Origin of the sequence: Paraburkholderia sp. A3BS-1L (assembly GCF_051125215.1) — a bacterium.
GTDB lineage: Bacteria > Pseudomonadota > Gammaproteobacteria > Burkholderiales > Burkholderiaceae > Paraburkholderia.
The window spans coordinates 2,174,052-2,192,858 of record NZ_CP120442.1; the positions used below are offsets into that span (position 1 = coordinate 2,174,052).

16 protein-coding genes and 1 tRNA gene are annotated in these 18,807 nt (G+C 64.4%); 4 read left to right on the forward strand and 13 right to left on the reverse strand.

From position 1 onward, the window contains the following. Nucleotides 1–5: 5 nt before the first annotated feature. Nucleotides 6–1,643: a Y-family DNA polymerase gene (locus tag P5W99_RS09815; RefSeq protein ID WP_421024330.1), complete on the reverse strand. Its 1,638-nt coding sequence runs from the start codon at nucleotides 1,641–1,643 to the stop codon at nucleotides 6–8. Continuing rightward, nucleotides 1,528–2,382 (reverse strand): translesion DNA synthesis-associated protein ImuA, encoded by an 855-nt coding sequence (gene imuA / locus P5W99_RS09820; protein WP_421024331.1) that lies wholly within the window; start codon nucleotides 2,380–2,382, stop codon nucleotides 1,528–1,530. The genes P5W99_RS09815 and imuA overlap by 116 nt, the downstream gene beginning before the upstream one ends. A gap of 578 nt (nucleotides 2,383–2,960) precedes the next feature. On the opposite strand from imuA, the gene P5W99_RS09825 reads away from it, so the two are divergent. Beyond that, complete coding sequence (locus tag P5W99_RS09825; RefSeq protein ID WP_421024332.1) at nucleotides 2,961–3,350, forward strand: response regulator transcription factor; 390 nt, start codon at nucleotides 2,961–2,963, stop codon at nucleotides 3,348–3,350. A 69-nt stretch (nucleotides 3,351–3,419) separates the two neighbouring features. Here the strand turns inward: P5W99_RS09825 and P5W99_RS09830 are convergent. Beyond that, nucleotides 3,420–3,496, reverse strand: a tRNA-Pro gene (locus tag P5W99_RS09830). A gap of 155 nt (nucleotides 3,497–3,651) precedes the next feature. Here P5W99_RS09830 and sixA point away from each other — a divergent pair. Together sixA and P5W99_RS09840 are read left to right on the forward strand one after the other, a co-directional pair. Continuing rightward, on the forward strand, nucleotides 3,652–4,116 hold the full coding sequence (gene sixA / locus P5W99_RS09835; RefSeq protein ID WP_421024333.1) for a phosphohistidine phosphatase SixA: 465 nt from the start codon (nucleotides 3,652–3,654) through the stop codon (nucleotides 4,114–4,116). A gap of 145 nt (nucleotides 4,117–4,261) precedes the next feature. Further along, nucleotides 4,262–5,080, forward strand: coding sequence for a GNAT family N-acetyltransferase (locus tag P5W99_RS09840; protein WP_421024334.1), 819 nt, complete (start codon nucleotides 4,262–4,264; stop codon nucleotides 5,078–5,080). 129 nt (nucleotides 5,081–5,209) lie between these two features. Here the strand turns inward: P5W99_RS09840 and ppx are convergent, their stop codons facing one another. Then, nucleotides 5,210–6,799, reverse strand: a complete 1,590-nt coding sequence (gene ppx, locus P5W99_RS09845; RefSeq protein WP_434660438.1) for an exopolyphosphatase — start codon at nucleotides 6,797–6,799, stop codon at nucleotides 5,210–5,212. 228 nt (nucleotides 6,800–7,027) lie between these two features. On the opposite strand from ppx, the gene ppk1 reads away from it, so the two are divergent. Then, a complete protein-coding gene (gene ppk1 / locus P5W99_RS09850; protein WP_421024336.1) occupies nucleotides 7,028–9,091 on the forward strand; it encodes a polyphosphate kinase 1 in 2,064 nt (687 codons plus the stop codon). 114 nt (nucleotides 9,092–9,205) lie between these two features. Here ppk1 and phoR read toward each other — a convergent pair whose 3' ends face one another. The 9 genes from phoR to folP form a co-directional block, all read right to left on the reverse strand. Continuing rightward, the gene (gene phoR / locus P5W99_RS09855) at nucleotides 9,206–10,519 is read right to left on the reverse strand and encodes a phosphate regulon sensor histidine kinase PhoR (protein ID WP_421024337.1); all 1,314 of its coding nucleotides are present in this window, start codon (nucleotides 10,517–10,519) and stop codon (nucleotides 9,206–9,208) included. A 162-nt stretch (nucleotides 10,520–10,681) separates the two neighbouring features. Beyond that, nucleotides 10,682–11,383: a phosphate regulon transcriptional regulator PhoB gene (phoB, locus tag P5W99_RS09860; protein ID WP_035522777.1), complete on the reverse strand. Its 702-nt coding sequence runs from the start codon at nucleotides 11,381–11,383 to the stop codon at nucleotides 10,682–10,684. Between the two features lie 72 nt (nucleotides 11,384–11,455). Then, on the reverse strand, nucleotides 11,456–12,160 hold the full coding sequence (gene phoU, locus P5W99_RS09865; protein ID WP_421024338.1) for a phosphate signaling complex protein PhoU: 705 nt from the start codon (nucleotides 12,158–12,160) through the stop codon (nucleotides 11,456–11,458). Nucleotides 12,161–12,186: 26 nt separating this feature from the next. Continuing rightward, entirely contained in the window at nucleotides 12,187–13,023 is an 837-nt protein-coding gene (gene pstB / locus P5W99_RS09870; RefSeq protein WP_421024339.1) for a phosphate ABC transporter ATP-binding protein PstB, read from the reverse strand. A gap of 15 nt (nucleotides 13,024–13,038) precedes the next feature. After that, on the reverse strand, nucleotides 13,039–13,923 hold the full coding sequence (pstA, locus tag P5W99_RS09875; protein ID WP_434662525.1) for a phosphate ABC transporter permease PstA: 885 nt from the start codon (nucleotides 13,921–13,923) through the stop codon (nucleotides 13,039–13,041). 8 nt (nucleotides 13,924–13,931) lie between these two features. Next, on the reverse strand, nucleotides 13,932–14,918 hold the full coding sequence (pstC, locus tag P5W99_RS09880; protein ID WP_421024340.1) for a phosphate ABC transporter permease PstC: 987 nt from the start codon (nucleotides 14,916–14,918) through the stop codon (nucleotides 13,932–13,934). Nucleotides 14,919–15,185: 267 nt separating this feature from the next. Further along, complete coding sequence (pstS, locus tag P5W99_RS09885; RefSeq protein WP_434660439.1) at nucleotides 15,186–16,217, reverse strand: phosphate ABC transporter substrate-binding protein PstS; 1,032 nt, start codon at nucleotides 16,215–16,217, stop codon at nucleotides 15,186–15,188. A 342-nt stretch (nucleotides 16,218–16,559) separates the two neighbouring features. Next, the gene (gene glmM, locus P5W99_RS09890; protein WP_421024342.1) at nucleotides 16,560–17,912 is read right to left on the reverse strand and encodes a phosphoglucosamine mutase; all 1,353 of its coding nucleotides are present in this window, start codon (nucleotides 17,910–17,912) and stop codon (nucleotides 16,560–16,562) included. Nucleotides 17,913–17,974: 62 nt separating this feature from the next. Further along, nucleotides 17,975–18,796, reverse strand: coding sequence for a dihydropteroate synthase (gene folP, locus P5W99_RS09895; RefSeq protein ID WP_434662527.1), 822 nt, complete (start codon nucleotides 18,794–18,796; stop codon nucleotides 17,975–17,977). Nucleotides 18,797–18,807 lie beyond the last annotated feature (11 nt).

Genomic DNA, 18,807 nt, shown 5'->3' on the forward strand with positions numbered 1-18,807 from the left:
CGGCGTTAGCCAAAAAGCCCTTGCAGATACCACTGCCCGCCAATGCGCTCGCGGTACAGCCAGAACATGCGCCCCTGGTCGTCGGCGGCGACGTAGTAGTCGCGCCCGACGCCCTCGCCGTTCCACCAGCCCGCCTCGATGCGCTCGGTGCGCGTGAGCGTCTTGAGCGGGCGCCGATAAACCGGCCGGTCTCCGCGCATCGCGAGCTTGAGCGGCTTTTCGAGCAGCCATGCCGGGCGTGGCTGCGACGGCAGCGGCACCTCGGGCAGATCGAAGGCCGTCTGCACGGGCACGGCTTCTTGCTGCGCGTCGGAGCGAGCCTCCGACTTGCGTGAATCGCGCGGCTTGCGCGCGGTCCGGCGCGCAGGCGCACCGCGGCTCGTCCGCCAGGTTCGCGCCGACATCGCCAGCTCGGGCCGATGATCGTCCTCGACGAACAACTGCAGCACGTTCTGCTCGCCGATGCGCGCGCCAATGCGCTCGAACAGTTGCGAGAGCGACGCGTCCGACGCCTCGGGTGAGGGAAACAGCGTGTCGGTGGGCGGTGCATAAGCGCTCACCTGATCGGCGACGAGCGCAAGGCCGATCACGGGCGCGGTCAGCGCGGTCTGATTGAGCTTCTCGCGCAACAGCCATAGCAGATGCTCGGCATCGCGCGAAGGCGCGGCCCACGATAGCGCAAGGCTCGACGTGCGCGGCGCGTGGCGCGACGCCAGCTCGTGCTCGAGACGCAGCTCGAAGCCGCTCAACGCGCCATGCTGGACGGCCAGCCAGCCGGCCAGCTGCATCACGAGACGACGCGCGGCAAACAGCAGCGCCTCGGCGCTCTCCACGCGCGCCTGCAATTCGAGCGAAGCATGAAACGAGGGCGGCGCCGCGAACCAGGCACGCGGATCGGGCGCCTCGCCGCGCGCCTGCGCGAGCCAGGCGAGCACGCCGTCGCCAAAGCGCCGCACGACGCCATCGCGCGGCAGCCGTCGCAAATCGCCGAGCGTCGCGCAGCCGATCTGCGTGAGCGCCTGCTCGTGCTGCGCGGCGAACGGCGCGAGCGCGACCGGCAACGCGTCGAGCGCGCGCACGAGCGTGGCCTCCTTGAGCACGCGAAAGCGCCGCGCCGCATGCGCCCCGGCGCTCGCGCGCGCCTGTGCGAGCACCCACGCGCCCCAGGCGGTGGGCGCGCAGGCGATGCGCGCGGCGTGGCCGCAACTGGCCACCGTGGCCGCCACCTTGGTCAGCAACGCGCGCACGCCACCAAAAAGACGCAATCCGGACCCGACTTCGAGCAGGAGCGTATGCGACTGCGCGAGCGACACCTTCGGCGTGTAGACGAGCAGCGCAAGCGCGAGCGCCTCGAACGCACGCGTCTCACGCGCCGCATCGGGCTCGAGCAGCACGAGCCCCGGCGCGAGCGCAAGCGCATGAGCGCGCGTGCTTCCCGGCTGCACGCCGAGGCGCAACGCATCGAGATCGGCCATCAGGATGCGCGCGTGATCGGCGAGCACACAGCAGCGCTGCCCCGTAGCCTCGTCAGGTCGACTGGCCCGCAGTGACTCCAGTGCTGGCGACGTGAGTGACATGAGCGGCACGGGCGGCCTCACGGCCTCCAGCGGCAACAACGGCAAGGTGACGGCGATCCACAACATGATTGATCCCGGGCCACGGCGCGGCCGGCCATGCGCCCGGCTGGGGCAGCACCGACTCCTGCAGCGGCAAAGTGATGACGAGTGGCTGGGCGGGCGGCGGCCCGCGGCGCTTGAAAATATCGACGGACACAGCGGTGAGCTGCATCCGTTCACGGCGGTTCAGGCGCGCATCCTCGGGCGGCGGCACCGGTGTGCAGACCATGCGCAGCGGCGCCGGCGAGGACTGGCTGCGCGCAGCGGGCGGACGCATCAGAAACGCCAGCGACTGCGAGTCCTGCGCGGCGACCTGCAAACGCCTCAGGGCATCGGCGCGCGCCTTCGGCTGCCAGAGCAGCACGGCGCCAATGCCATCCTGCTTGAGCGCCTGCTCGACGGCCCACGGCGCCTCGCTCTCGCTCGCGCGCACCCAGATCAGACGCTCGAGCGCGATTCCCCACGCCTTGAGTGCGCACGCGTAAGGCCGCCACGGCGGCGCGACGAGCAGCACGTACCGTCCCGCCCGAGCAGTGAGCGTGCGCAGCACGGGCGCGACGAGCCGCATCTCGCCGATGCCGCCCTGCTCGACGAGCAGCTCGGTCAGGCTGCCCGCAGGCCAACCCGCACCGGGCAACTGGGCGTCGAGCGCGGCATGACCGCTCGCCACCGTGCGCTCGCCCACGTGCGCGAGCTGATTGCCCTGCCAGACCCGGCTTTGCAGCCCGGGCGGCAGGTGCGTTGCCGCAAACTGGAGTGCTGCCATGATTGCGCTCTGGAAAAAGGGAATAGAACGCCCTGCCCAATCCGAAACGGGGCATCACAGGATTGCCGGCACGGCATGAAAGCCTCGTTGGAACCTGTATATTTATACAGTATTTGACGGGGTTGGGGAAGCGGATGCGTTCCTCCCCTCAAACTTCGATCTGTCTTGCAGCAGCGCAGGTTGCGCACCGTTGGCCGGAACCCCCTCGCAAAACCCGCATGATTAAATCCCTTCCGTTCGATGCCGCCTGCATCTCGCCCGGCATCGCCTCATGAAAGCGACGATATTTTCGAAAAATTTCTCCCCAAAAGTAATTACACAATCACAAGCAATGTTTACCAGGCATAAAAATAAATCCGCGTAGAAATAATCTTATTTATTGATTCCACGATATTTGACAGAGTCTCCATGGCCGCTTTCATTTAACGAAGAAATTTCGCTTTTTCAGGAAATCGATGTGATCAGAAGACAAAAAGAGATGCACAGATTTACGCGATCAAGTCGCAAATAACCCGAAATGCAAACATTAAGGGAGTGCTAATTTTTAATCATCACGAAAATCCCGTTGATACTCCACGATGACAACAAGCATCAGCACAATCAGAGAACTAATACACGCACGCGTCGCCGGCATTGTCACCAAAGACGAGTCGCTGAGCGAACTCATCAAGGTCTGTCAGTATGCGCAGTCCGGCAGCAAAATCGCCGTCTCCGATATGGTCGCACGCAGGCTTTCGGTATCCGCCCCACCCGCAGAGATCAAGCACAAATTTGCGCTTTCGCGCAAGGAACGCGAAATCGTCCAGTTAATCGCACGCGGCATGTCACTCACCGAAATTGCCCGCCGCTCCGGCCGCACGACTTCCACAATCGGCACTCAGAAAATGGCGGCGATGCGCAAACTGCACCTGACTTCCAACGCGGAGCTGATTCAGTACGCAATGCTTCACGGGCTGACCAGTTCTTGAGACACCCGCGCCGCGCCCGCGCAAAAAGAAAAAGGGCTTAGCACATGCATGCTAAGCCCTTGAATATCGTGGTCGGAGCGATAGGATTCGAACCTACGACCCTCTGATCCCAAATCAGATGCGCTACCAGGCTGCGCTACGCTCCGACGAATCGCTGATTATATCGCCCTCTTCCAGAGATCGTCAAACCCACATCGCTCAAGGCAGATACCTTGCCGCCGCCTCACCCCGCGTGCACCATGCAGGAAACCCGCGTGGAAAACGACCTCTACACACGCCCCTCTTCCAAGGGAACCGCCAAATGAACCTCATCCTCTGGCGCCATGCCGAAGCCGAAGACATCGCCGCGAGCGATCTCGCCCGCCAGCTCACCACGCGCGGGCGCAAGCAGGCGCAGAACGTCGCGCGCTGGCTGCGCGCGCGCCTGCCCGATGACGCGGTGATCCTCGCGAGCCCCGCCGCGCGCACGATACAAACCGCCGAAGCGCTCACCGATCAGTACCGCGTCGTGCGCGAGATTGCACCGAACGCCAGCGTCGACGCCGTGCTCGCGGCCGCCGGCTGGCCGGAAGGCATCGCCTCCACGGTCGTCGTGATCGGCCATCAGCCGACGCTCGGCGAAGTGGCCGCACGCCTCTTGTCGAACGAAAACACCCGCCGCAGTTGGGCGATGAAAAAAGCCGGCGTCTTCTGGATCAAAAGCCGCGAGCGCAACGGCGACGGCGAAGCGGTCCTGTTCGCCGCCATCACGCCCGACCTCGTCTAGCGCCGTGCGGCACGGGCGTCATCCCCTGCCTTTCCCAGCGTGGCCTTACAGCGCGTCATCGAATCGTCATTGCGTCTTCATGGAAACGTAACCGCGTCTTACTAAATTGCCGGAAAAGTTCTCTTACTTCCGACCAGGACGCCCTATGCGAGATCTGCCGACGCCTTCCCTGCCGTTCGCTGCGAGCCTCTTCGAGTCGAATCGGCGCCTGCCGCGCGCCGAGGAAACGGTTACCGCGCAGCATCGCCTGCAGGTGGCCTGGGCGCGCAGCGACGAAGAGCTGCGCGAAGCGCAGCGCCTGCGCTACCGCGTGTTCGCCGAGGAAATGGGCGCGCGCCTCGCGGGCCCGGCGGGCCTCGACGTCGACGCCTTCGACAGCTGGTGCGATCACCTGCTCGTGCGCGATCTCGACACGCTCAAGGTCGTCGGCACCTACCGCGTGCTGCCGCCGCACCAGGCCGCGCGCATCGGGCGTCTCTACGCCGAGAGCGAATTCGATCTGTCGCGCCTCGCACACCTGCGCCCCAAGATGGTCGAGGTGGGCCGCTCGTGCGTGCATCCGGACTACCGCAGCGGCTCGGTCATCATGTCGTTGTGGGGCGGCCTTGGCGCCTACATGACGCACAACGGCTATGAGACGATGCTCGGCTGCGCGAGCGTCGCGATGGCCGACGGCGGCCACTACGCCGCCAATCTCTACACCTCGCTCGAAGCGAACGCGCTCACGGCGCCCGAGTACCGCGCGTTCCCGCACACGCCGCTGCCCGTCGAGGAACTGCGCACGGGCGCGTCCGCCATGCCGCCGCCGCTCATCAAGGGCTATCTGCGCCTTGGCGCGAAGATCTGCGGTGCGCCGGCATGGGACCCAGACTTCAACTGCGCCGACTTCCTCACGCTGTTCCGTCTCTCGGATATCAACGAGCGCTACGCGCGCCATTTCCTCGGCGACGCCGCCGCGCGCTGAGCGTCCATAACAGGCCAGCCCAGACAAGCGCCAGGCAGCGCCACAAAGCACAACGCCCGGCTCGCAGGCCGGGCGTTGTGCTTTGTGGCGCGACTCGCCGTCGCGCATCAGCGTCTGAATCGCCGTGCCTCAGTCGTCCGAGTACACCACGCGATACGGAATCCCGAGCTTGCCCCACTCGGCCGCTTCCTGAACGAGGTTGTAATCGGTGAGCGGATTGTTCTGCACCCACGTGTTCGGCAGCAGCACTTCGTAGCCGTTGCCCTCCTGGATCACCTTGATCTCCGGCAGGCCGACATCGGCGCGACGGCGGCTCAAGAGGCCCGCCAGGCGCAGGCAGAACAGCAGCGGCCATTCCACGTCGCGCGTTTGTGAGAGCTTGCCGAGCTTGCCCACGTGGCCGAGCACGAGCGCGGCGAGGCGCGCCTGGTCGGTGCGCGAGAAGCCGGGCATGTCGGCGTTGCTGGCGATATAGGCCGAGTGCTTGTGATACGCGCTGTGCGAAATCGACAGCCCGATCTCATGCAGCGACGCCGCCCAGCCTATGAACATGCGGTTTTCCTCGCGGCGCTCGTCGTCGGGCTCGTCGAACTGGTCGTAGAAGCTCACCGCCAGTTCGCCGATGCGAGCCGCCTGCGCGCGGTCCACGCCATAGCGGCGCATGAAGCCTTCCACGGTGACGGTGCGCATGTCCTCGTGCTGCGAGCGCCCGAGCAGGTCGTACAGCACGCCCAGGCGCAGCGCGCCGTCGGTGGTGTCGACGTAATCGATACCCAGTTCGTCGAACACGGCGATCATGATCGAGAGGCCGCCCGCGAGCACCGGAATGCGGTCGGGCTTGAGCGCGACGAGCTTCAGGCGGTTGACGTTCTCGGCCTTGATGAGCGCACGCTTGAGGCGCTCGAGGCCGCCGCGCGAGATGCCGTGCGTGATGCCCGGGTCGTTGAAGCCGTTGGCTTCCACAAGCTCGGCGAGCGCGCGCGCCGTGCCCGAGGAGCCGATCGCCTGGTCCCAGCCGGTCTTGCGATAGTCGGAGGAAATGATCTGGATCTCACGCGTGGCGGCCAGTTCGGCCTGGCGCATGGTGTATTCGTCGACGTTGCCGGCCGGGAAGAACTGGCGGCTATGGCTCACGCAGCCGATATAGAGGCTTTCCATGCGGATCGGCGTGTAGTGCGCGCCGATGATGAACTCGGTCGAGCCGCCGCCGATGTCCACCACGAAGCGCTTGCCCGCGCTCGCCGGCACCGAATGGGCCGCGCCCGCGTAGATGAGGCGCGCCTCTTCGCGGCCCGCGATTACCTCGATCGGGAAGCCCAGCGCTTTTTCCGCCTCGGCGAGAAATTCGCGCGCGTTTTTCGCCACGCGCAGCGTGTTGGTGGCCACCGCGCGCACGTGGTCCGGATGGAAGTCGCGCAGACGCTCGCCAAAACGCTTGAGTGCGTCCCAGCCGCGTACCTGCGAGGCGCGGTCGAGCATCTTTTCCTTCGAGAGGCCAGCGGCAAGACGCACCGGCTCGCGCAGGGCATCGACGGGATAGATCTGGCTGCCGGCGTCGGTTTCCTCGACCCGGCCGACGATCAGACGAAAGCTGTTCGAGCCGAGATCGACGGCGGCTAGCAGTTGCGGATTGGTGACCATCGAGGGGGCGAGCTCCATGCGTGAGAGCACGGCCATCCGGTCTCGCTGGGCGGCCGCCGCACTGTCCAAATATGCCATTTTAAGCGTACCCGACTTCCCCATGTCATCCCTCGCACCGGTTGCGGCCCGCAGCGCCCCGCGAGGGACGCCCTGACCCACCCTGCATCTTTGCCGCGAGACGTGTCGAATACGTGAAAATGGAGCGTAGAATTTATGACACACCAAATTTCATAATAACGTCACGAAACTGTGAGAATTTCCGAGCGTCCGTTCGAATCATCCCCTGGAATTCCGCTTTCGATACCAATGTCCATCCGCTATCCCTTACTCAATCGCGAACTGGGCATTCTGGGATTCAACGAGCGTGTCCTTGCACAGGCCGCCGACCCATCCGTTCCCTTGCTGGAGCGCCTGCGCTTCATCTGCATCACCAGCAGCAATCTCGACGAATTCTTCGAAGTCCGCATGGCCGGGCTTCAGGAGCAGATGCGCGACAATCCGGGCGCGCTCACGCCCGACGGCATGTCGCTGCAGCACGTCTATGAGCTCGTGGTGGAGCGCGCGCAGCGCCTCGTGCATCGTCAGTACCGCATGCTGCACGACACCGTGCTGCCGGCGCTCGAAGAAGAAGGCATCTACTTCCACGGCACCGATGCCTGGAACGAGGCGCAAACCACGTGGGCCCGCAAGTATTTCATCGACGAACTGCTGCCCGTGCTCACGCCGATCGGGCTCGACCCCGCGCACCCGTTCCCGCGCGTGCTCAACAAAAGCCTGAATTTCGTGGTCGAGCTCGAAGGCAAGGACGCCTTCGGCCGCCAGGCGGTCATGGGCATCGTGCAGGCGCCGCGTGCGCTGCCGCGCCTCGTGCGCATGCCGCAAGAGCTTTCGGGCTTCCAGCACGGCTTCGTGCTGCTCGGCTCGCTCTTGCAGCGCTTCGTGGGCGAGTTGTTCCCGAGCCTCGTCGTGCGCAGCTGCAATCAGTTCCGCATTACGCGCAACAGCGAGCTGTTCGTCGATGAGGACGAAATCACGAACCTGCGCGTGGCGTTGCAGGGCGAGTTGCCCGCGCGCCATCTGGGCAACGCGGTGCGGCTCGAGGTCTCGGCGGAGACGCCGGTGCATCTCGTGAAGCGTCTGCTCGATGAAAGCGGATTGAATGAGAAGGACTGCTATTACGTCGATGGCCCCGTCAATCTCGTGCGCCTGATGCAGTTGCCCGAGAAGGTCGATCGTCCCGATCTGAAGTTCGTGCCGCACGTACCCGCGATCCCGCAACGCATCGCCGCGAACACCAATCTGTTCGACGTGATCGATCAGGGCGACGTGCTGCTGCATCACCCGTACGAGAGCTTCCAGCCGGTGCTCGAGCTGCTGCTGCAGGCCGCCAACGATCCGAACGTGATGGCGATCAAGCAGACCATCTACCGCACCGGCACCGACTCGCCGCTCATGGATGCGCTCATGCAGGCCGCGCGCAACGGCAAGGAGGTGACGGTCGTGGTGGAGCTGCTCGCGCGCTTCGACGAGGAAACCAACATCAACTGGGCCGCGCAGCTCGAGGCCGTGGGCGCGCACGTGGTCTACGGCGTGGTCGGCCACAAGTGCCACGCCAAGATGATGCTGATCGTGCGCCGTGTGGCCGTGAATGGCCGCATGGCGCTGCGCCGCTACGTGCACCTCGGCACCGGCAACTACCATCCGCGCACGGCGCGCCTCTACACCGACTTCGGCCTCATGACCTCCGAGCCGAAAATATGCGAGGACGTCCACCACGTGTTCCAGCAGCTCACGGGCATCGGCGGCGAGCTGCAACTGCACGAGATGTGGCAGTCGCCGTTCACGCTGCATCCGCGCCTCGTCGAGTCGATCCGCGCCGAAGCCGACGCCGCGCGCGCCGGCAAGAAGGCTCGCATTGTCGCGAAGATGAACGCGCTGCTCGAACCCACGGTGATCGACGAGCTCTATGAAGCCTCGCAGGCCGGCGTGAAGATCGATCTGATCGTTCGCGGCGTGTGCTCGCTGCAGCCGGGCGTGCCGGGGCTTTCGGAAAACATCACGGTGCGCTCGATTGTCGGGCGCTTCCTCGAGCATCACCGCATCTACTACTTCTACGCGGGCGGCGCGGAGCACGTCTATCTGTCGAGCGCCGACTGGATGGACCGCAACCTGTTCCGCCGCGTCGAGGTGGCGTTCCCGATCCACGACCGGCGCATGAAGCGCCGCGTGATCGCCGAAGGCCTGTCGATGTTCCTCGGCGACAATCAGTGCGCGTGGCTCATGCAGAGCGATGGCCATTACCGGCGCCGCCGCGCCGGCAAGTCCGTGCGCAATGCGCAAATGAGCCTGCTGGCGAAGTTTTGTTCTTGACGCCTGTGCTGCAGTGACGGCACGCAAGCCACGATGCAAAAATGCCGCTTCGACGAAGCGGCATTTTTTATTCTGCAAGCCTGAGCCAGATGCCTGGCGCGCAGGGTGCGCGCCTCACACTGGCGCCGGCTGCCGGCGCGCCGTGCGCGCGGTCGGGAAGCGCACCGTGAAGGTGCTGCCCCGCCCTTCCTCGCTCTTCACTTCGAGCGCTGCATCATGGCGCTGCAGCACGTGCTTGACGATCGCGAGACCCAGTCCCGTACCGCCCGTGTCGCGCGAGCGGCTGCGGTCCACGCGATAGAAGCGCTCGGTCAGGCGCGGAATGTCGCTCGCGGGAATGCCATAGCCGCTATCGGTGACCGAGAACACCGCCTGCCCGCCTTCCGCCCGCCACGACAACTGCACCGAGCCTCCGTCCGGCGTGTAGCGCACCGCATTCGTGGCGAGATTGCCGAGCGCGCTCAATATTTCGGTCTCCGATCCAGTCAGGCTCAAGCTGTCGTCGAATTCAGCCGTGATCCGATGATGTCCGCCCGAGAGGCTTTCCGCGTCCTCGCGCACGTGGCCGAGCACCGCGCGCATGTCGATCATCTGCTCGCCGGGCTCGCGCCCCTCGCCTTCGAGCTTCGCCAGCACCAGCAGGTCGGTCACGATATGGCGCATGCGCGAGGCCTGCTGCTCCATCAGATCGAAATAGCGCTCGCGCTCTTCCTCCGAAAGCGGCAGTTCGCGCATCGTCTCCAGAAAGCCCGACAGCACGGTGAGCGGCGTTTTCAGTTCATGCGAAACGTTGGCGACGAAATCGCGCCGCATGGCATCGGTGCGTTCGAGCTCGGTGATGTCCTGCGACAGCACGAGCTTGCGATTCTCGCCGTACGGAAACACCTGCACCGAAATCACGTTCTGGCGCTTCGCGCCCATGCCGCGCATGATCAGCATGTCCTGGTACTCGTGCGAATTGAGATAGCGCACGAAGTCGGGCTGGCGCACGAGATGAGTGATGTGCTGGCGCAGATCGCGCTTCGCATCGAGGCCGAAATGCACCTCGGAGATGGCGTTGCACCATTCGATCTGGTCGTGGTCGTCGAGCATGGCCACGCCGTTGGGCGATGCCTGGATCGCCTGAATGAAGCGCGAATGCTGCTGTTCCACCTGGCGCACCTGGGCGTGCCAGCGCTTGGCGAGCTTGTGCAGGCGGTAATAGATTTCGCCCCAGACGCCGGGGGCGCTCGGCACTTCGCCGTAGACGGGCGCGTCGAGCAGGCGCCAAAGGCGCTGCTTGTGGAAGGTGCCGAAGAGCATCTGGCCGATCAGGACGACAACGGCCACCGCCAGCGCGACTTTGACGCCGAAGAGCGCACCGAGGCCCACGCACACGAGCGCAAGCAGCAGGATCGATACAAGGGCGCGCGCCCAGATGATGTTCATGTTCCTGCGTTCGAAGAGAATGACGGTCCGGACCGGGGCGCTGCGGATTCGGAGCACCGGCGCCGCGTGAAACGCCGCGCCAGCGTACGGCTGCCGTGATTCAGGCAGGCTTGATGCGAATCCCCCGTCAACTACAGGTGAATTTCAGGCCAGGCGCAAACTTCAGGCGCCTTTCGCGAGACGGTAGCCGCTGCCGCGCACTGTTTCGATCATAGCATCGCACCCCGCCGGCTTGAGCGCCGCACGCAAACGCTTGATATGCACGTCCACGGTACGCTCTTCCACGAACACATGATCGCCCCACACCTGATCGAGCAATTGCGTGCGGCTGTGCACACGCTCGGGGTGCGTCATGAAGAAGTGCAGCAGGCGGAATTCGGTCGGGCCGAGATCAAGCTTGATCTCGGAGCCTTCCGCATGAGCGGCGACGCGGTGCGTGGCCGGATCGAGCTTCAGTCCGTTGATCGCGACCACGTCTTCGGTGAGCTGCGGCGCGCGGCGGCGCAGAACTGCCTTGATGCGTGCCATCAACTCCTTCGGCGAGAACGGCTTCGTCACGTAGTCGTCGGCGCCGATCTCGAGCCCGAGCACCTTGTCCTGCTCGTCGCCGCGCGCGGTCAGCATGATGATCGGAATATGCTTCGTGCGCTCGTTGTTGCGCAGATCGCGCGCGAAATTCACACCCGACTTGCCCGGCAGCATCCAGTCGAGCAGGATGAGATCGGGCAGCACGTCGCTGATCAGGCTCTGCGCCTGCTCCGCGTTGTAAGCACGGATCGGGCAATGACCCGCGTGCTGCAGATTCACGGAAATCAGCTCGGAAATTGCGGGCTCATCTTCGATGACGAGAATGCTGCTGGGCATCGGCACCTCTTGACCTTAGGACCTGTTGAAACGGTTGAAACCGCGCGCTTGAGTACGCGCCAGAATGCGCTTTTAGCTGAGCGCTTCGCGTTCGAGCGCGTCGCGCGACTTGTGCCGCACGTCGGTGCCCTTCACGATGTAGATGATGAACTCGGCGATGTTCTTCGCGTGGTCACCAATGCGCTCGATCGCCTTGGCGATGAACAGATAGTCGAGGCCCACGGAAATCGTGCGCGGGTCTTCCATCATGTAGCTCACGAGCTTGCGCACGAAGGCGCGGAATTCCTCGTCGATGGCCTTGTCGTCGCGCACGATCTGCGCGGCGGCCACCGTGTCCAGACGCGCGAACGCATCGAGCGCGCGGCGCAGGATCGAGACGGCCATCTCGCCCGAGACCTTGATCTCGGCAATGTTGACCGTACGCGACGCGCCGTCTTCCATCAGGCGTCGAGTGCGCTTGGCGATCTTCTCGGCCTCGTCGCCGGCGCGCTCGAGGTTCGTGATGGTCTTCGAAATCGCGAGCACGAGGCGCAAGTCGCGCGCGGCCGGTTGACGGCGCGCGATGATGTTGCTGCACTCCTCGTCGATCTCGACTTCCATCGTGTTGAGACGGTCTTCGGCGGCGATCACGCGCGCGGCGGCTTCGCCGTCGAACTCGTTCAGGGCCTGCATCGCGGTGATGATCTGCGATTCCACGAGGCCGCCCATTTCGAGGACCTTCGATGAAATCAGGTTCAGGTCGGCATCGAACTGGCTGGACAGATGCTTGTCGGACATGTTGTTCTCCTTCCCGGCTCGCCGGATCAGCCGAAGCGGCCGGTGATGTAGTCTTCCGTTTCCTTGCGGACCGGCTTGATGAAGATCTTCTCGGTGTCGCCGAATTCGATCAGCTCGCCGAGGTACATGTAGGCAGTGTAGTCCGAGCAGCGCGCGGCCTGCTGCATGTTATGGGTCACGATCACCACCGTGTAATCGCTCTTCAGTTCCGCGATCAACTCTTCGATGCGGCCTGTCGAAATCGGGTCGAGCGCCGAGCACGGCTCGTCGAGGAGCAGCACTTCGGGACGGATCGCAATGCCGCGCGCGATGCACAGACGCTGCTGCTGGCCGCCCGAAAGACCATAGCCGCTCTGACCGAGCTTGTCCTTCACCTCGTTCCAGAGCGCGGCCTTGGTAAGCGCCCACTCGACGCGGTCGTCCATCTCGGGGCGCGAGAGCTTCTCGAACATCTTCACGCCGAACGCGATGTTGTCGTAAATCGACATCGGGAACGGCGTCGGCTTCTGGAACACCATGCCCACGCGCGCGCGCAGCAGCGAAATATCGCGGTTGTAGGTGAGCAGGTTCTCGCCGTCCATCAGGATCTCGCCCTCGGCGCGCTGCTCCGGATAGAGCGCGTACATCTTGTTGAACGTGCGCAAGAGCGTGGACTTGCCGCAGCCCGACGGGCCGATGAACGCGGTCACCTTGCCTTCGGGAATCTGCAGGTTGATGTTCTTGAGCGCGTGATACTTGCCGTAGAAGAAGTTCAGGTCCTTGACTTCGATCTTCGGCTTGGCCGACATGAGGCCGCGGTTGCCCTGGGCGGGGTCGAAGCCGGACGGCGCCGTAGTGTTGAGGTGACTCTCTGCCATATTCATCGGATGACTCCGCCCTTACTTTTTCGAAAAGATGGTGCGCGCGAGGATATTCAGACCCAGCACGCCCAGCGTGATCAGGAAAACGCCGGCCCAGGCAAGCGACTGCCATTGCGCGAACGGGCTCATCGCAAACTTGTAGATCGTGACCGGCAGGTTCGCCATCGGCTGATTCATGTCGGCGCTGAAGAACTGATTGGACAGCGCCGTGAAAAGCAGCGGCGCGGTCTCGCCGGCAATGCGCGCGATCGCGAGCAGCACGCCCGTCACGATGCCGGCGATCGACGCCTTGAGCGTGATCGAGAGCACCATCTTCCACTTCGGCGTGCCGAGCGCGAAAGCCGCTTCGCGCAGGTTGTTCGGCACCAGCTTGAGCATGTTTTCGGTGGTGCGAATCACGATCGGAATCTGCAGGAGTGCGAGCGAAATCGCCCCCGCCCAGCCGCTGAAATGGCCCATCTTCGCGACCACGAGCGCATAGACGAACAGGCCCACGACGATCGACGGCGCCGACAGCAAAATGTCGTTGATGAAGCGCGTCACGCTCGCGAGCCAGCTTTTCTGGCCGTACTCGGCGAGATACACGCCCGCGAGAATGCCGATCGGCGTGCCCACGAGCGTCGCAACGCCCACCAGCATCAGGCTGCCGACGATCGCGTTGGCAAGACCGCCGCCATCGGTGTTCGGCGGCGGCGTCGACTGCGTGAACAGTTGCACCGAAAGGCCGCCAACGCCGAGCGAGAGCGTCGTGTAGAGAATCCACACGAGCCAGATAATGCCGAAGGCCATCGCAGCGAGCGAAAGCGTCAGGGCAATCGCGTTGGTCACTTTGCGGCGGCTTTGCAGCCTCGAGCGCATGCGCTCCAGCTCAGGGCCGTAGGTCGCGCCGGGAATCTTCATCATCGGCTCGCTCATCGTGCGCCCTCCGACTTTTCGAGGCGCAGCAGCAGCAGCTTCGAGATCGCAAGCACGATGAACGTGATCACGAACAGAATGAGGCCGAGCTCCATTAGCGCGGCGGTATGCAGGCCGGGGCTCGCTTCGGCGAACTCGTTGGCGAGCGCCGAGGTAATGCTGTTGCCCGGAGAAAACAGCGACACGTTGTCGAGCAGGTTAGTATTGCCGATCACGAACGTGACGGCCATGGTCTCGCCGAGCGCGCGGCCAAGGCCGAGCATCACGCCGCCGATCACGCCGGTCTTGGTGAACGGCAGCACGATCTTCCACATGACTTCCCAGGTCGTGCAGCCGATGCCATAGGCCGACTCCTTGAGCAGCACGGGCGTGACTTCGAACACGTCGCGCATCACGGAGGCAATGTACGGGATGATCATGATCGCGAGAATCACGCCCGCACACAGCATGCCGATACCGATGGGCGCGCCCTGAAACAGCGCGCCGATGATCGGCATGCCGCCGAGCACCTTGCCGATCGGCTTCTCGAAGTACTGCGCGAAGATCGGCGCAAACACGAGCAGGCCCCACATACCGTAGACGATCGACGGGATCGCGGCGAGCAATTCAATGGCGATGCCGAGCGGGCGGCGCAGCCACGCGGGCGAGAGCTCGGTGAGAAAGAGCGCGATGCCGAAGCTCACGGGCACGGCAATGATGAGCGCGATCAGCGAGGTGGCGATCGTGCCATAAATGGGCACGAGCGCGCCGAACTGGTCGCTAGGGGGATCCCATTCGGCAGTCCAGAGGAATGAAAGACCGAACTTGTGGATCGTCGGCAGCGAAGCGACGATCAGAGAAACGATGATGCCGCCGAGCAGCAACAGCGTGACGATGGCGGCGCCGCGTGCGAGGCCGCCGAAAATGATGTCCCCTGCCGGGCTGGGCGCTTGCTGCTGCGCGGCGCTGCCAGGCGGGTTCGAGACGAGCGGGACGTCGGACATGATGAGCTGTTTCCAGTGGCCGCGAGCATCAGGCTCGCGACGTTGATGCGGTTCCGGAACCGCCGGCCGCCCGGTGACAGATCGGACGGCACATCGTAGCGGGTGTATTACGTGCTTTGCGTTTATTACGTGCGGTATGGCGTACCGCGTGGCCGCGATGACCACTTCGGCCAGCATGCATCACCGACCAGCAAGCAGAATGGGCCGCGCGCGGCGTGCGCGGCGGCCCTTGCTTTGGCCCTGCCATTTCAGCGAGGCCAGTCCGCCTTACTCGGCAATCGCCTTACCGCTGGCGTCCTTCACCTTCTCCTTCAACTGCGACTCGATTTCGCTCACGACCGACTGCGGCAGCGAGATGTAGTCGAGGCTGTCGGCAGCCGGCGTGCCGTTCTTGAAAGCCCACTGGAAGAACTTGAGCGTTTCCTTGCCCTGCTCCGGCTTGTCCTGCGCCGTGTGCAGCAGCACGAAGGTCGCGCCGACGACCGGCCATGCTTCCTTGCCCGGCTCGTTCGTGAGGATCTGGTAGAACGACTTCTTCCAGTCCGCGCCGGCCGCTGCGGCCTTGAACGTTTCGGTGGCCGGCTGAACGACCGCGCCCGATTCATTCTTCATGGCAGTGTAGACCATGTGATTTTGCTTGGCGTACGCCCACTCGACGTAGCCGATCGCGCCCGGCAGACGCTGCACGAAGGCCGCGACGCCGTCGTTGCCCTTGCCGCCCGTGCCGGTCGGCCAGTTCACGGTCGTGCCTTCGCCGACCTTGGTCTTCCACTCGGGGTTGACCTTCGAAAGGTAGTTCGTCCAGATGAAGCTGGTGCCCGAACCGTCGGCGCGGCGAACCACGGCGATGTCCAGATCAGGCAGCTTGACCTTGGGGTTCAGCGCAGCGATAGCCGGATCGTTCCACTTCTTGATCTTGCCGAGGTAGATGTCGCCGAGCACCAGGCCCGACAGCGTGATTTCGCCTGCCTTGATGCCCGGCACGTTGATCGCCGGCACGACGCCGCCCACCACCGTCGGGAACTGGAGCAGGCCGTCCTTGGCAAGTTGATCGTCCTTCAGCGGGGCATCCGAGCCCGCGAAGTCAACGGTCTTTGCCTGAATCTGCTTGATGCCGCCCGACGAGCCAATGCCCTGGTAGTTGACCTTGCCGCCACCCGACTTCTGATAGGCGTCCGCCCACTTCGTGTAGATCGGTGCTGCGAAGGTGCTGCCCGCGCCGGTGATGTCAGCAGCTTGCGCTGCGATCGCGAAAAGCGCGCCAGCAACGCCAGCGAGCGCGGTTTGCATCAGTTTCATGTGGCCTCCAAGTGTGTGAGCGGATAAACGACACCGCGAAGCATAGGGGCTCTTTGTGACAGTAACGTGACGGTTCATGAAGCAGCCGTGACAGGACGATTACCGGTTGAAAGCCAGGCGCATCGCCCTGGATGCGCCGGCTGGAAAGGCGTGCGCGCCCCATCGACTGGGCGCTCGCGGGCGGCGGACATGCAGGAGGTATCGATCGTGCAGCCGGGGGTCGGATGCGAAAAATGCCTCAGGCATGGGCAAGAGCAGGCTGACGCAAAAGTGAAACGTTTGCGTCAGCCGAAATGCATGCAGAAAGCGGTGATAGTGCCGGGTCGCGCCGGCTTCGCTGCGTCAGGCGATGGTGCGCTTGACCGTTTCGGCGATCGATTCCGCGTACTGCACCGTATCGACCTCGTCGCGCGCTTCCACCATCACGCGCAGCACAGGCTCCGTGCCCGAAGCGCGGATCAGCACGCGGCCTTTGCCCTTGAGCTGGGTTTGCGCGTCGGCGATCGCCTTCTGGATCTCGGCGTTGCCTTTCCAGTCGGCGCCTTGCGCGATGCGCACGTTGATGAGCTTCTGCGGAAACAGCGTCACGCCGTCGAGCAGTTCTGCCAGGGTCTGGCCGCTGCGCTTCATCGCAGCGAGCACCAGCAGCGCCGAAACGATGCCATCGCCAGTCGTGTGGCGGTCGAGCGACAGAATATGCCCCGACCCCTCCGCGCCGATCAGCCAGCCACGTTCGCGCAGCTGCTCCAGCACATAGCGGTCGCCCACATTGGCGCGCACGAACGGCACGCCGATGCGCTCGAGCGCCTGCTCGACCGCGAGGTTCGTCATCAGGGTGCCAACGGCGCCATCAATCTTGCCATCGGTTGCCATGCGGTCTTTCACGAGCACATAGAGCAGCTCGTCCCCGTTGTAGAGGCGGCCCTGCGCATCCACGATCTGCAGCCGATCCGCGTCGCCATCGAGCGCGATGCCGAGGTCGGCATGATTCGCGCGCACTGCGCGCACGAGCGCGTCGGGCGCGGTGGCGCCCACGCCGTCGTTGATGTTGAAACCATTCGGCGAGACGCCGATGGGAATCACATCCGCGCCCAGCTCATGAAACACATGAGGCGCGATGTCGTAGGCCGCGCCGTTCGCGCAGTCGACCACGAGCTTAAGCCCGCGCAGGTTGAACGCCTGCGGGAAAGTGCTCTTGCAGAACTCGATATAGCGGCCGCCCGCGTCGTCCAGGCGGCGTGCGCGGCCGAGCTGCTCGGACGGCGCGCAATCGAGCGGCAATTCGAGTTGCGCCTCGATCTGCGCTTCGACTTCGTCGGGCAGCTTGTTGCCATCGGCGGAAAAGAACTTGATGCCGTTGTCGTAGTACGGATTGTGCGAAGCGCTGATCACCACACCCGCCGAAAGACGCAGCGCACGCGTGAGATAGGCGATGCCGGGCGTCGTCATTGGGCCCGCGAGCATCACGTCGATGCCGGCAGCCGAAAGCCCCGCCTCGAGCGACGCCTCGAGCATGTAGCCCGAAATGCGAGTGTCCTTGCCGATCAGCACGGACGGACGCGAATGCGACGCCCCCGCCACGCCAGCCAGCACCTTGCCCGCCGCGTAACCCAGACGCAGCACAAAATCAGGCGTGATCGGCACTTCGCCGACCTTGCCGCGAACCCCATCGGTTCCAAAATAGCGACGACCCATGATTCGAACCTCACGTTGGCATTGTTTTGCGGCGCATTCGTGCGCCATGTTCCTGGAACCCGTTATTCGCGTGAACAGGCCTGATGACGCGCGGCGTCGCGCATGGCGCCCCAGACCTTAAGCGCATCGACCGTCGGCGCGACGTCGTGCACGCGGATAATGGCCGCGCCCTGCTGGGCCGCGCACACCGCCGCCGCCACGCTGGCCGCCACGCGCTCCGGTGCGGGTCGGTTCACCAGCGCGCCGAGCATCGACTTGCGCGACATGCCCGCAAGAATCGGATACGGCGCGCCGCCAGCCGCAACGGGCGCCGTCTCGCGCAGATACGCGAGCAGGGTGTAATTGTGTTCGACCACCGATTTGCCGAAGCCAAAACCCGGGTCGACGCTAATACGCGCCTTGGCCACGCCCGCCGCCTCGAGTTTGGTGCAGCGCCCCTGCAGAAACTCGCGCACCTCGCGCACGACATCTACATAATCGGGCTCGCCGAGTTGCATGGTCCGCGGCTCGCCGAGCATATGCATCACGCACAGCCCGCAACTGCTCCCCCGCACCGCATCGATCGCGCCCGGCATGCGGAAGCCCCAGACGTCGTTGATCAGATCCGCGCCCGCCGCCAGCGCATGGCGCATCACTTCAGGCTTGTATGTGTCGATCGAAAGCGGCACGTTCGCGTCCTTCAGACGCTCGACCAGCGGAATCACCCGTTCGAGCTCTTCGTCGAGCGCAACGGGCGGCGCGCCCGGACGCGTCGACTCGCCGCCGATGTCGATCATGTCCACGCCGTCCGACAACATTTGTTCGGCGCGTCGCAATGCATCGTCGAAGGCAAGATACCGGCCACCGTCCGAAAACGAATCCGGCGTGGCGTTGAGTATTCCCATGACGAGCGGAC